Genomic DNA, 14459 nt, shown 5'->3' on the forward strand with positions numbered 1-14459 from the left:
TTATGCTTATTACGTCAGATAAAAAAATTGCGATAGTCGGACTCGGTATTACCGGGATGTCCGTTGCGCGCTATTTGTCTCGGCGTGGTATGGCATTTTGTGCGTTTGATACCCGAACGGATCACCCTAGCTTTTCTGAGTATCGAGCAGCGTTTCCTCAGAATGAATTGCATTGTGGTGACATTCCTGAAGGTGCGTTGGATCATTTTTATGAGCTGGTCGTTAGCCCTGGGATATCAATCAAAGAACCGTATATTGATTGTGCTGCGAAAGCTGGCGTGTCCGTAATTGGGGACGTTGAATTATTTTTGCGAGAAGTTTCCAAGCCCGTAGTTGGAATTACTGGTTCCAATGGGAAAACTTCCGTTACCACGTTGATGGGATTGTGTGCCGAAGCGGCCGGAATCAATGTGGCGGTGGGGGGCAATATTGGTGTCCCTGCATTGGATTTGTTTGAGCAAAATGCGGATTTATATGTTTTGGAGCTTTCCAGTTTTCAATTGGAAACGACTAAAAAAGGTGGGTTGACGGTAGCGTGTAATTTAAATCTGTCTCCCGACCATATGGATCGGTACGCGACTTATCCTCAATATGTTGCGGCAAAGCAAAGGATTTTCTTTGGGGCAAAAAATGTTGTTTATAACCTCTTAGACCCTTTGACTCAGCCGCCGGTAATTGATGGCGTGGTGCGCCGAGGCTTCGCCAGCCGGAAAATAACGGAAGAAGGCGAGCAGCAGTTCGTATTTGATCGTGATTCAGGGCAGTTGCTGGTGGCAAAAGTACCTGTGTTACATGAAAGCGAATTGGCAACCAAGGGTTTACACAATATCGAAAACAGCCTTGCTGTAATCGCGATATGTGACGCGCTCAATATCCCAATGGAGGCGGTTGTTCGCGTACTCAAAGAATTTAAAGGCTTAGCGCATCGTTGTGAATATGTTGCATCAAAAAATGATATTGATTTTATTAACGATTCCAAAGCAACCAATATCGGTGCGGCAGTTGCGGCCATTAACAGTTTTAAACAATTAGGGAAAAAGATAACCCTGATCGCCGGTGGTGATGGCAAGGGTGTGAGTTTTGACGATTTTGGTAAATGTGTTTCCCAAGATGTCGAAAACTTAATCCTGATTGGACGTGATGCCGCAATTATTGGTGAAACGGTATCGGGTGGTATCAATAAAGTTTCCGCATTAACAATGAAGGAAGCTGTTGAAAAAGCGTATTCGCTAACCAGTGGGCAGGGAGTGGTGTTGCTGTCTCCCGCATGTGCGTCCTTTGATATGTATTCAGGCTACGAGCAGCGTGGTCAGGATTTTAAACGCTGTGTAAGTGAACTGGTGGCATCGTGTTAGGGCATAGAGAAGCAGTACAAAGCATGAATGTGCAGAGCCTTAACTATGCGTTGCTTGCTGCAACAGCAGCATTGTTGAGTATTGGTTTGATTGCTGTTGCGACCAGCTCACTGGATTTTGCCGCTGCGAACTACGGCGACCCATGGATCTTTGTAAAAAAACAATCGGTTTATATGTGCATGGGGCTGGTTGGGGCTTTGTTCATCGCTTCTGTTCCTATGAGAATTTGGGAGAAGTATGCGAGTGCGTTGCTATTGCTTGCTTTACTGCTGTTGGCGGTTGTTCTGGTACCGGGAATTGGCAAAACCGTTAATGGGAGCCGTCGTTGGTTAAATCTTGGTTTTTTAACTATGCAGGCCTCGGAGATAGCAAAATTTTGCTTAATTATTTATTTCGCAAGTTACCTGTCGAGAAAGTCCGATGAGGTTCGGCATCAGTGGTTTGGCTTTATCAAACTGATTTTTATTTTGGGTATGGTGGTATTGCTGCTATTACTGGAACCGGATTTTGGTAGCTCGGTGGTTATTGCTACGACGTTGGCCGGCATGATGTTTCTAGCTGGTGTGCCGTTATTTCGCTTCATGACTTTGGCGGCGGTAGGAGGCGGCGGTTTTGTTGCCATGATTTGGTCGTCGCCTTACCGATGGGAAAGGCTAGTGGCTTTTATGGATCCGTGGGCTCGACAGTTTGATAGTGGTTATCAGCTGGTACAGTCGCTTATTGCTTTTGGTCGAGGTGAATGGCTCGGCGTTGGCCTGGGAAATAGTTTACAAAAATTGTTTTTTTTGCCGGAAGCGCATACGGATTTTATTTTCGCCATATTGGCAGAAGAATTTGGTCTGTTAGGTGTGTTATGCCTGATTGGGTTATACATCTATTTTGTGTACAAAATATTACATATCGCTAAACAGGCTGGTGAACAAAATCGACTGTTTAGCGCATATTTGGCGTTTGGTATTGGCCTTATGTTGGCCATTCAAAGCTTTTTTAATATGGGTGTCGCCAGTGGATTGCTGCCAACTAAAGGGCTGACTTTGCCTTTCATTAGTTATGGCGGGAGTAGTTTGCTGATAACGTTTGGCTTGATCGCTTTGGTTTTTCGTGTGCACTGGGAGTTAAAAAATGCCAAGTAAGCACGTATTGATCATGGCAGGTGGCACCGGGGGACATGTATATCCAGGTCTGGCGGTTGCAAAAAAATTTATGGAACGGGGCTATCGCCCGTTTTGGTTGGGAACCAATACTGGGATTGAAGCCAGGTTGGTACCTGAAAATGATATCGAGTTGAAAACCATTAAGGTAAAAGGTATTCGTGGAAAAGGGCTTGTGACCAAGTTGATGTCGCCGTTTTGGGTATTTAGTGCCGTCTTGCAGGCAAGAAAAGTATTGCGAGATATTCAACCCGAGTGTGTTGTTGGTTTCGGTGGTTATGCGTCCGGACCGGGTGGTGTGGCAGCTTATTTAATGGGTATTCCTCTGGTTATTCATGAGCAAAATGCGGTCGCGGGAACAACAAATAAATTACTGGCAAATTTTGCCAATAAAGTTGTTGAAGCTTTTCCCAAAACAATCCCTGATGCGGAGTGTGTTGGTAACCCGGTAAGAAAAGAAATTGTTGCTATTGATTCACCAGAAATCCGGTTGGCGAATCGAGGAAACACATTAAACGTTTTAGTGATTGGCGGTAGTTTGGGTGCTAGGGCACTTAATCAGTTTGTTCCTGAGGCCTTGGCAAAGCTCAAGAATGAAACAGAATTATCTATCAAGCATCAGACGGGAAAGGGTGTGAGTGCAGATATACAGCAAGCCTATGATGAGCATGAGTTGCGCTGTATAGCGAGTGAATATATTGATGATATGGCAGAGGCGTTTTCCTGGGCGGATTTTATTATTTGTCGGTCTGGAGCCTTAACTGTTTCAGAAGTGGCCTGTGTGGGATTGCCGGGATTGTTTATCCCTTTCCCTTACGCCATTGATGATCATCAAACAAAAAATGCAGTTCAACTGGAAAGTGTCGGCGCTGGTGTGATTATGCAACAAGCAGAAGTAACAGCAGAAACCTTGGCGCAGTGTATTCGTGAAAACTTTCTGGATAGGACACGCCTGACGGAAATGGCAATTAATGCAAGAAAGACTGCAATACCCAATGCAGATAAAAAAATTGTTTCAATATGTGAGGCCCTGATCAATGCCTAATCCAGATATTTATCGCGTTCCTGAAATGCGACGTATAAAACGAATTCATTTTGTCGGCATTGGCGGTGCTGGGATGAGTGGTATTGCTGAAGTGTTACTGAATCAGGGATATCAAATTTCCGGGTCTGATCTAAAAGAGTCTGATGTGACCAAGCGTTTATCTGCGATGGGTGCAAAAGTGTATATCGGTCATCATGGAGAGAATATTCAAGACGTTCATGTGGTGGTGAGTTCCAGCGCGGTAACAAGTGGTAATCCCGAGTTGGTTGAGGCAAAAGAGCAACGTATCCCCATCGTCCGTCGTGCGGAAATGTTGGGCGAGTTAATGCGTTATCGCCACGGAATTGCGGTTGCCGGTACTCATGGTAAAACAACAACAACCAGTTTAATTGCCTCCATTCTTGCTGCTGGGGGGAAAGACCCAACGTTTGTGATTGGTGGTTTGCTCAATAGCGCAGGTTGTAATGCACGATTAGGTGAGAGTGAGTATTTAGTCGCAGAAGCGGACGAGAGCGATGCCTCTTTTCTTCACTTGCAACCAATGGTGTCTGTTGTCACTAATATCGATGCCGATCATATGGAAACCTATGGCGGCGATTTTGAAACGTTAAAAAGAACATTTATTGAATTCTTACATAACCTTCCGTTTTACGGGTTAGCGGTGATGTGTGGCGACGATCCGGTAGTGAAAGAAATTATGCCGCAGGTTTCCAGAGCTATTGTGACCTATGGTTTTTCGGAAGACTGTGATTACCGAATTTATGATGTAAAACAGAACGCACGCAAAACCGAGTTTAAAGTTGAGCGTCCAGGTTCCGTACCAGACCTGGAGTTGGTTGTGAACTTACCCGGTGTTCATAATGCACTGAATGCAACTGCCGCAGTGGCCGTGGCCCTGGATGAAGGGGTGAGTGATGAAGCAATCAAACAAGGCCTGGCTGAGTTTTCTGGAGTTGGTCGACGTTTTCAGGACTATGGCACTTATGATCTTGATGATGGCGATGTCATGCTCGTTGATGATTACGGGCACCATCCAACAGAAGTGGCGGCAACCATTTCTGCGGTGAGAGAAGGCTGGCCGGATCGCCGCTTGGTGATGGTATATCAACCGCATAGATACACTCGAACACGAGATCTGTATGAAGACTTCGTCGATGTGTTATCCACCGTCGATCAATTAATTCTGTTGGAAGTGTATTCCGCAGGAGAGGAAAAAATTCAAGGTGCGGATGGTCGACACTTGAGTCGAAGTATTCGAACCCGCGGTGTGGTTGATCCGATATTTGTTGAAGGAATCGAAGCCGTGCCTGCCGTTATAAAAGACATTGTTCAGGCTGGTGATATTGTGATTACTCAGGGAGCGGGTAATGTTGGTGCTCTTGCTAAAGAGCTGGCAAAAAGAAAGATGAAATAGGCCTGGATGAGAGATGACCTATAAAAAAGTGCCGAGTATTGAAAGTGACGCTTTTGGAACAGTTGCCGTACTGTACGGCGGTTTGTCTGCGGAGCGCGATATTTCGTTGCAAAGCGGTAATGCGGTATTGCAAGCGCTGCAAGCAAAAAGTGTTCACGCGATCGGTGTGGATGTGGATAAAAATATTATTTCCCGATTGCAGGAAATTAATCCAGACAGAGTTTTTATTGCATTGCATGGTGTGGGTGGTGAAGACGGAAAAGTTCAAGGAATGCTCGATTGGCTCGGTATCCCCTATACCGGGAGTGATCATGCTTCGTCTTCGTTGGCAATGAATAAGTTACGAACCAAACAAATCTGGACGGCTGTTGGTTTGCCTACACCTAAGTATCAGGTGTTAACGGCAGAATCTGATTGGTCGGCAGTTATGGATTCACTTCAGTATCAGGTTTTTGTTAAACCTGTTAATGAAGGTTCTAGTTTGGGTATGAGTTTTGTCAATCGTACCGATGAGTTGGAGGCTGCATACAAAAAAGCGGCTGAGCATGATCATACGGTCATTGCTGAACAGCGCGTGGAGGGGAAAGAGTTTACTGTCAGTGTGTTAAATGGTCAGGCATTACCGCCTATCCAGTTAAAAACGGATCACGTTTTTTACGATTATGACGCGAAATATATCTCGGAAGATACGCAGTATTTATGCCCATGTGGCTTAACAAAAGAAAAAGTTGAAGAGCTGCAATCTATTGCGTTGCGTGCCTTCCATGCGCTCGGTTGTAAAGGTTGGGGACGTATCGATTTTATGCAGGACCAAGACGAACAGTTCTACTTGCTGGAAGCAAACACAGTTCCGGGTATGACAAGCCATAGCTTGGTGCCTATGGCTGCGAAAAATGTTGGCTTGGATTTCGAGGATTTGGTTCTTGAAATACTAACGGGTAGTGTTGGTGGCTAAGGTTAGAGAAAAAAAGGCAACACAAGCAAAAAAATACACTGGGGCTACCAGGAAGGTCGCTCGTCCCAAAAAAAGGAAGTTAATCAGTTTGCGAGCGTTGATTAAAGTTTTGTGCGCACTTTCGCTTTTGTTGGGTGTGATTTATATCGGAATGAAATTGCCGTTGGAATCGATTCCAAAAACAATGGCGGATAAAGCAAAAAAACCAATTGCTGAAGTGAATGTGGTGGGTGAATTTACATTTTTATCCAAGCAGGATGTGCAAAACATTATTGCGTCAGGTATTGAAGACGGGTTTCTAAAACAGGAGCTGAAAACACTTAAAACCCGGATTGAATCTCTCGCTTGGGTGGAAAGCGTGAATATAAAGCGCCGTTGGCCGGATAAGCTGGACGTTCAGGTTGAGGAATACAAGCCTATTGCTCGCTGGAATAACGATGGTGTAATTACCGTTTATGGTAACTATATTGAAGTGGGAGATAATTCTAATTTGGCATATTTGCCGATGCTAAAGGGCGACGAATCCCGTTCTGAAGAAATAGTACAGATCTATGTCATGTTGACCCGGCTTCTTGCTGAACGGGAAATTAAAATTGCCGAGATTGAAGTGAATGACGCAAATGCATGGAAGGTAAGATTGGATGGCTTTTATACGATTGATTTGGGTAAGGGAAATACGCTGGATAAAATGAAAAATTTTTTAGTGGTATATGACAGCCAGCTATATGGATTGGGGGAGAAAATTGCGTACGTGGATGTGAGATATGAAAAAGGCGTCGCAGTTAAATGGAAGCAGGGTAATACAAACTTGGTTGTTGCTAATTAGAAAGAACAAACTTTATGAATTTAAAATGCAGAGAAAATACTCTTCTAGGGGGAAGCAATGGCTCATTCAAATGACGGTCGGATGATCGTAGGTTTGGATATAGGTACATCCAAAGTCGTTGCGATTGTAGGAGAGCTCTCGCCGGAAGGAAGACTTTCCATTGTTGGAATAGGCTCCCATAAATCGGTTGGCCTGAAAAAAGGCGTGGTTGTTAATATTGAATCGACTGTGCAATCCATACAGCGAGCAATTGAAGAAGCGGAATTAATGGCTGGCTGCCAAATTCACTCGGTTTATGTTGGTATCGCTGGGAGTCACATACGCAGTTTGAACTCACACGGTATTGTCGCCATTAAAGACCGTGAAGTTTTATCGCAGGACCTTGACCGTGTTATTGACGCTGCACAGGCTGTTGCAATTCCTGCAGACCAGAGGATTCTGCATATCTTGCCGCAGGAATATTTAATTGATGAGCAGGAAGGTGTTAAAGAACCTTTGGGAATGTCAGGGGTTCGTTTGGAAGCCAAAGTCCACTTGGTTACCTGTGCGGTCAATGCAGCGCAAAATATTGAAAAGTGTATTCGTCGTTGCGGCCTGGATGTTGAAGATATTATTTTGGAGCAACTGGCATCCAGTTATTCGGTATTGACGGATGACGAAAAAGAATTGGGTGTGTGTCTGGTGGATATCGGTGGTGGTACAACCGATATTGCTATTTTTACTGAAGGTTCCATTCGCCACACGGGCGTGATCCCTATCGCCGGAGATCAAGTGACCAACGATATTGCAATGGCACTAAGAACACCGACGCAACATGCAGAAGAAATAAAAATTCGTTATGCCTGTGCTTTGGCTAAATTAACCGGAGCAGAGGAAACAATTAAAGTGCCGAGCGTTGGTGATCGGCCAGCAAGGGATTTATCGAGGCAGGCATTGGCTGAAGTGGTCGAGCCTCGTTACGATGAATTATTTACTTTGGTTCAGGCGGAATTACGTCGCAGTGGTTTTGAAGACATGGTTGCTGCGGGAATTGTATTGACCGGCGGAACTTCAAAGATGGAAGGTGTGGTCGATTTGGCGGAGGAAATTTTCCATATGCCAGTTCGTTTAGGATCACCGCAAAACATCAATGGTTTAAAAGATATTGTCAATAATCCAATTTATTCAACTGGGGTTGGGTTATTAATGTATGGAATGAAGCAAGGTCCAGGCAGTTACTCTGATGATCGAGGAGATAGCGGTTGGGGCAAACTTAAAACCTGGTTTCAACGAAATTTTTAATTAAGCAAATTTCTGACAAAAAGCTTAAGTGACAAAGCTTTTTGTGGAAAACACTGAAGACTGAAAAGTCTCAAGGGTAAAAAAGGGGAAAACTATGTTTGAATTAGTTGATAACATTCCGCAAAACGCGGTAATTAAAGTCATTGGCGTTGGCGGCGGCGGCGGTAATGCTGTTAAGCATATGATTGCTAACGCTGTAGAAGGGGTTGAATTTATCTGTGCAAACACCGATGCGCAGGCCATTAAGGATATTGATGCACGAACTGTTTTGCAGTTGGGTCACAATATCACTAAAGGCTTGGGGGCGGGAGCGAATCCTGAAATCGGTCGTCAAGCTGCGATGGAAGATCGTGATCGTATTGCTGAAGTTTTATCTGGTGCGGATATGGTTTTTATCACCGCTGGTATGGGGGGCGGTACCGGTACGGGTGGTGCGCCTGTCGTTGCCGAAATCGCGAGAGAAATGGGAATTTTGACAGTCGCTATAGTGACTAAGCCTTTCCCATTCGAAGGTCGTAAGCGTATGGCGCTTGCCGAAGAGGGAATTAAGCAATTGCAGGATCGTGTTGATTCGCTAATTACGATTCCCAACGAAAAACTTTTGGCGGTACTGGGTAAAACGACCAGTCTTCTCGATGCGTTTAAATCGGCGAATAATGTTTTGTTAGGTGCTGTTCAAGGTATCGCTGATTTAATTATTCGTCCAGGCATGATCAACGTCGACTTTGCCGACGTGAGAACCGTTATGTCTGAAATGGGTATGGCTATGATGGGTAGCGGCACCGCAACAGGTGAAAACCGTGCACGTGAAGCGGCTGAATCGGCTATTCGCAGTCCATTACTAGAAGATATTAATCTTCAAGGCGCTCGAGGTATTCTAGTGAATATCACCGCTGGAATGGACCTATCTTTGGGTGAGTTCTCCGAGGTTGGGGATACGGTTGAAGAGTTTGCCAGTAACGATGCCACTGTGGTTGTGGGGACTGTTATTGACCCTGAAATGAATGATGAGCTACGGGTAACCGTTGTTGCTACAGGTTTAGGGGAAGCCAGATCTCTTGAACGACCAGAAGCTAAAGTGATTGTAGACAATACGCGCAATAAAGTAGATGGCAAACCAAATTATTCTGCTTTGGATAAGCCAACGATAATGCGTGCGAATAAAGCTGCGACGAAACCGGCATCCTCTATTGATACGCCGGAAAGGGATTTAGAATATCTCGATATTCCAGCTTTTCTTCGAAAACAAGCTGACTAAAAAGCGTACGAATAACAGCTAAAGGCTGTTCGAGTTGCTATCAACGATGGCGGCCAGGTCCCCTTTCCTGGCTGTTTGTCGTTGAACTTAACCTAATTTGTTAAGTCGAAACATTGAAATAAGGAATTGGGGGGAGGATAATTGTACAATTCTCAGCCTAAAGTTGGTTCGTACCTTCCTTTTCTGGTACTATGCGCGCCGCTTTGAGCGCACCCTAGAGAGCAGAGTCCATGATTAAACAAAGAACACTAAAAAACGAGATTCGAGCAACCGGAATTGGTTTGCATACCGGACAGAAGATTTATCTTACGCTTCGTCCTGCTCCAGTGGACTCGGGCATCGTATTCCGTCGGGTAGATTTGACCCCGGTAGTGGAGATCAAAGCGCTTGCTGAGAATGTTGGCGATACGACGTTGTCCACCAGCTTGGTATCTGGGGATGTGCGCATATCAACGGTTGAACACTTGCTTTCTGCAATGGCCGGTTTAGGTATTGATAATGCGATTGTCGAAGTGAGTGCCGATGAAGTCCCGATTATGGACGGTAGCGCAGGCCCTTTTGTGTTCCTTATCCAGTCTGCTGGTATCCAGGAGCAAAATGCGGCAAAAAAATTCATCCGTATTAAAAAGAAAGTTACTGTTAGAGACGGTGATAAAGAGGCAACCTTTTTACCATTTGATGGCTTCAAGGTGTCTTTTGGTATCGATTTCGATCACCCTGTATTTAAAGATCGCACGTTAAATGCGACCGTAGATTTTTCGAGCACCTCTTTTGTAAAAGAGGTCTCAAGAGCTCGTACCTTTGGTTTTATGCATGAAATTGAATATTTGCGTTCCAAAGGTCTGGCTAAAGGGGGAAGTGTCGATAACGCGATCGTTATCGATAAATACCGAGTTCTAAATGAAGATGGCTTACGCTATGAAGACGAATTCGTGAAGCATAAGGTTCTGGATGCAATTGGGGATCTGTACCTTCTTGGTACTAGCCTTATTGGCGAGTTTAAAGCCTATAAATCTGGTCACGGATTAAACAATAAGTCGTTAAGAGAGCTAATAAAGAAAGAAGATGCGTGGGAATTTGTCACATTTGAGGACGAAACCAGCGCACCAATATCCTATATCAAGCCATTATTGGCGGTTTAACGATCTACCCCCGCAAATTATTCCTGCGGAAAAGGGAGTTATCTTCCCTTTTCCTGCAGAGAATCACAAGTATGCGCCGTATTTGATTCTCGGCAGAATTAGTGTTGGTATTTTATGATTACATATGCCATAGTTTTGCCGCTTGTGACCTACGTCTAATTTGGCAACTTGCCAGTAGGTCAACTCTGTATAATTATTATACTAACGGGCGGAGAAAGTCTTTTAATTAGGTTCCTTGGGCTTTCTCTACTACGTGAGGTAACTGGACGCAGCAAGTCTCCAAACGATGAAGATAATCGTTGTAAGTAAACGTCATGGTAATACTCGTAGCTTTACGCTAGGTGGCTGGACACGCGTGTTTCTTTCCGCTTGTGTTGTCGGTCTGCCTGTAGGGCTTAGTGCTGCTATGGCTATTTACCTCGCTGGTGGGGGAGACTCTAGCGGACTGCTCAAACCAGAAGTTACTCATGCTTGGGAAAAGGCGCTTAGCGCTCAAGAAGAGCAGGTTGGTAACGCCCGCCGCGAAGCAGAACAAAAACTCGCCGCATTAACTCTTCGTGTCGCTGAATTACAGGCCAGACTTGTTCGTTTGGATGCTCTTGGTGAGCGCCTAACCACTATGGCTAAACTGGACAATGGTGAGTTCGATTTCGGCACACTCCCTGCGCTCGGTGGCCCTGAATTTCGTATTGATGGCGAATCTGTTAAATCACCGGAGCTTGCTCAAATGCTTGAGCAGCTGACAGAGCAAATTGAAGACCGGCAGCAACAATTGGATACGCTTGAAGCGCTTCTGGCTAACCGGAAATTACAAAACGATGTTTTCATTGCTGGCCGGCCAATTAAAAAGGGTTGGATGTCTTCCCGTTACGGCCGCCGAAACGACCCATTTACCGGGAAAATTGCCTGGCATAGTGGTGTTGATTTTGCCGGTAAGGACGGAGCAGAGATTGTTGCTGTTGCCGCCGGTGTGGTCACTTGGTCCGACGAGAGATATGGATACGGTAACCTTGTCGAAGTAAACCACGGTAACGGTTTTTCCACGCGTTATGCCCACTGTAAAGAAAACCTTGTTAAAGTTGGCGATGTGGTCAAAAAAGGCCAAATTGTTGCGCTAATGGGGTCAAGTGGTCGTTCTACCGGCCCTCACGTACACTTTGAAGTATACAAACATGGTCGTCCTGTCGACCCATCTACCTATATTCATCGCGCCGCGCGGTGAGTTCTTCCCCCTTCTTGCTTTAACTGTCAGTTTTTAACCCAATATAAAAAATAAAATTTCGTGAGCCCTCAGGCTCATTACACTCGGTGTTTTTATGTTTAGCAAAATATTGAAGTCCATTTTTGGGACAAAGAATGATCGTGAACTTAAGCGCATGTATAAGGTTGTCGCCAAGGTTAATACGTTTGAAGAAGAGTATGAAAAACTCAGTGATAGTGATATCAAAGAAAAAACACAATCTTTCAAAACACGAATTGAACAAGGTGAAACATTAGATCATATCCTGCCTGAGGCGTTTGCTTTGGTTCGAGAGGCCAGTAAGCGCGTTATGAACATGCGGCATTTTGATGTCCAGCTTATTGGTGGGATGACCTTGCATGAAGGCAGGATCGCCGAAATGCGCACTGGTGAGGGTAAAACTCTAGTGGCAACACTGGCTGCATATTTAAATGCATTGTCAGGAAAAGGCGTTCATGTGGTCACGGTGAACGATTATCTGGCTCGGCGCGATGCCAACTGGATGAAGCCTTTGTATGAAGCTTTGGGGATGACCGTTGGATCGGTTGTTTCAATGCAAGATCCAGATGAGAAAAAAGCCGCATATCTAGCAGACATTACTTATGGAACCAACAACGAATTTGGTTTCGACTACTTACGTGACAATATGGTGTTGCGTAAAGAGGATCGTTCTCAGCGACCATTAAATTTTGCCATTGTGGATGAGGTCGACTCGATTCTTATCGATGAAGCGAGAACGCCGCTTATCATTTCCGGTGCAGCAGAAGATAGCTCTGAAATGTATCGGGTGATGAATAAGTTGGTGCCCAAGCTCAAGAAGCAAGAGGAAGAGGGTGAAGCTGGAGGGCATTTCACTGTCGATGAAAAAACTCGCCAAGTCGAACTAACAGAAGATGGACACCAGTTAATTGAGGAACTGTTAACGAAAGAAGGGTTGTTAGGTGAAAATGACAGTCTTTACGGTGCCGAAAAACTTTCTCTTCTACACCATATCCATTCAGCGCTGAAGGCATACAACTTATTTAATAAAAATGTTGAGTACATCGTGCAAAACGATCAGGTTGTACTGATCGATGAACACACCGGACGAACTATGCCTGGACGCCGTTTGTCTGAAGGCTTGCATCAGGCATTGGAAGCAAAAGAAGGCGTTGTTATTCAATCTGAGAGTCAAACTCTCGCATCTACGACTTTCCAGAACTATTTCCGCTTATTTCCGAAGCTGGCCGGTATGACAGGTACGGCGGATACTGAGGCGTTTGAATTTAACCATATTTATGGTTTGGATGTGGTTGTTATTCCTACTAACAAGCCTACTGCTCGATTGGATTTAAACGACCTTATCTTCATGACGGTTGAAGAAAAGTACGAGGCAATTATTCGGGATATTAATGAGTTCCGAGGGAAAAATGCGCCTGTACTCGTGGGCACCGCATCCGTAGAAACTTCAGAAGAAATGTCTAAACGCTTGAAAAAAGCGGGCATTAAACATGAAGTTTTGAATGCGAAGTATCACGAACGTGAAGCGGACATTATTGCCCAGGCTGGCCGCCCTGGAGCGGTAACCATCGCAACGAATATGGCCGGTCGAGGAACCGATATTGTCTTGGGGGGGAAATGGGAATCGGAAATTGCTGAGCTGGAAAACCCAACAGACGAACAAATTGCGAAAATTAAAGAAGAGTGGCAAAAACGCCACGATCTCGTTATTGAGGCGGGTGGTTTACATATCATTGGTACCGAGCGTCACGAGTCCCGCCGAATTGACAATCAGTTAAGAGGTCGTGCAGGTCGTCAAGGTGACCCAGGGCTTTCTCGTTTTTATCTTTCTCTGGAAGATAATCTGATGCGTATTTTTGCTTCGGACAGAGTGCGTAATTTCATGCAAGCAATGGGCATGGAAAAAGGTGAAGCAATTGAGCACCGAATGGTGACCAATGCTATTGAAAAAGCACAGCGAAAAGTTGAAGGTAGAAACTTCGATTATCGTAAGCAGATTCTCGAATACGATGATGTGGCAAACGACCAGCGTCGAGTTATTTATGCTCAAAGAAATGAATTACTTGAAGCTGAAACTATTGATGAAGCCGTTGCTGGTATTCGTGAAGACGTAATCAGTAATGTTATTGATGGCTATATTCCACCTCAAAGTGTTGCTGAGCAATGGAATACCGATGGCTTGGAAAAAGCGCTACAAAACGAGTTTGGTCTGGAAATTCCGGTAACGAAATGGTTGGAAGAAGACGAACGACTATACGAAGAGCCTCTGCGTGAAAAAATCATGGCGGCTATGAATGAAGCTTATCAAACTAAAGCTGATCGCATTGGTGATGTGATTCGTGTGATCGAAAAACAAGTAATGCTACAAGTGCTTGATTCTTTATGGAAAGAACACCTGCAAAATATGGATCATATGCGGCAGGGTATTGGTTTACGTGCATATGCACAACGAAACCCTAAGCAGGAATATAAGCGCGAATCGTTTGAGTTATTCCAGCGATTGCTAGAGAATTTGAAACACGATCTAACTCGAATTCTATTCCGTATCGAACCCATGACCAGGGAAGAGGTTGATGCAATAGAACAGCGTCGCAGAGAGCAGGCTGAACGTCAAAAAATGGACCTTCAACATCAACAGGTTAATGCTTTGCAGGATTCGGATGAGCCTCAACCAACAGCAGAAAAGCCGTTTGTACGTGAAGGCAAAAAAGTGGGTCGAAATGATCCTTGCCCTTGTGGTTCAGGCAAAAAATTTAAAGCCTGTCATGGAAAACTAAATTAATTCAGAGAAT

The 14459-nt window shown here is 44.7% G+C and carries 11 protein-coding genes; all 11 read left to right on the top strand.

Annotated elements, in window-relative coordinates:
- Positions 1-2 precede the first annotated feature (2 nt).
- The 11 genes from murD (at position 3) to secA (ending at position 14449) form a co-directional block, all read left to right on the top strand.
- On the top strand, positions 3-1355 hold the full coding sequence (gene murD / locus P5V12_RS00290; RefSeq protein WP_316955238.1) for a UDP-N-acetylmuramoyl-L-alanine--D-glutamate ligase: 1353 nt from the start codon (positions 3-5) through the stop codon (positions 1353-1355).
- Entirely contained in the window at positions 1349-2488 is a 1140-nt protein-coding gene (ftsW, locus tag P5V12_RS00295) for a putative lipid II flippase FtsW (RefSeq protein WP_316955239.1), read from the top strand. The genes murD and ftsW overlap by 7 nt, the downstream gene beginning before the upstream one ends.
- Positions 2478-3551: an undecaprenyldiphospho-muramoylpentapeptide beta-N-acetylglucosaminyltransferase gene (gene murG / locus P5V12_RS00300; protein ID WP_316955240.1), complete on the top strand. Its 1074-nt coding sequence runs from the start codon at positions 2478-2480 to the stop codon at positions 3549-3551. The genes ftsW and murG overlap by 11 nt, the downstream gene beginning before the upstream one ends.
- On the top strand, positions 3544-4965 hold the full coding sequence (murC, locus tag P5V12_RS00305) for a UDP-N-acetylmuramate--L-alanine ligase (protein WP_316955241.1): 1422 nt from the start codon (positions 3544-3546) through the stop codon (positions 4963-4965). The genes murG and murC overlap by 8 nt, the downstream gene beginning before the upstream one ends.
- 13 nt (positions 4966-4978) lie before the next feature.
- A complete protein-coding gene (locus P5V12_RS00310) occupies positions 4979-5920 on the top strand; it encodes a D-alanine--D-alanine ligase (RefSeq protein ID WP_316955242.1) in 942 nt (313 codons plus the stop codon).
- Between the two features lie 88 nt (positions 5921-6008).
- Positions 6009-6746 (top strand): cell division protein FtsQ/DivIB, encoded by a 738-nt coding sequence (locus P5V12_RS00315; RefSeq protein WP_316955243.1) that lies wholly within the window; start codon positions 6009-6011, stop codon positions 6744-6746.
- Positions 6747-6803: 57 nt separating this feature from the next.
- The gene (gene ftsA, locus P5V12_RS00320) at positions 6804-8027 is read left to right on the top strand and encodes a cell division protein FtsA (protein WP_316955244.1); all 1224 of its coding nucleotides are present in this window, start codon (positions 6804-6806) and stop codon (positions 8025-8027) included.
- Between the two features lie 94 nt (positions 8028-8121).
- Positions 8122-9285 (top strand): cell division protein FtsZ, encoded by a 1164-nt coding sequence (gene ftsZ, locus P5V12_RS00325; RefSeq protein WP_316955245.1) that lies wholly within the window; start codon positions 8122-8124, stop codon positions 9283-9285.
- Between the two features lie 230 nt (positions 9286-9515).
- Positions 9516-10427, top strand: a complete 912-nt coding sequence (gene lpxC / locus P5V12_RS00330; RefSeq protein WP_316955246.1) for a UDP-3-O-acyl-N-acetylglucosamine deacetylase — start codon at positions 9516-9518, stop codon at positions 10425-10427.
- A gap of 286 nt (positions 10428-10713) precedes the next feature.
- On the top strand, positions 10714-11649 hold the full coding sequence (locus P5V12_RS00335; RefSeq protein ID WP_316955247.1) for a M23 family metallopeptidase: 936 nt from the start codon (positions 10714-10716) through the stop codon (positions 11647-11649).
- Positions 11650-11743: 94 nt separating this feature from the next.
- Positions 11744-14449, top strand: a complete 2706-nt coding sequence (secA, locus tag P5V12_RS00340) for a preprotein translocase subunit SecA (protein ID WP_316955248.1) — start codon at positions 11744-11746, stop codon at positions 14447-14449.
- Positions 14450-14459 lie beyond the last annotated feature (10 nt).

This window comes from Teredinibacter sp. KSP-S5-2, from assembly GCF_032773895.1.
Taxonomy (GTDB): domain Bacteria; phylum Pseudomonadota; class Gammaproteobacteria; order Pseudomonadales; family Cellvibrionaceae.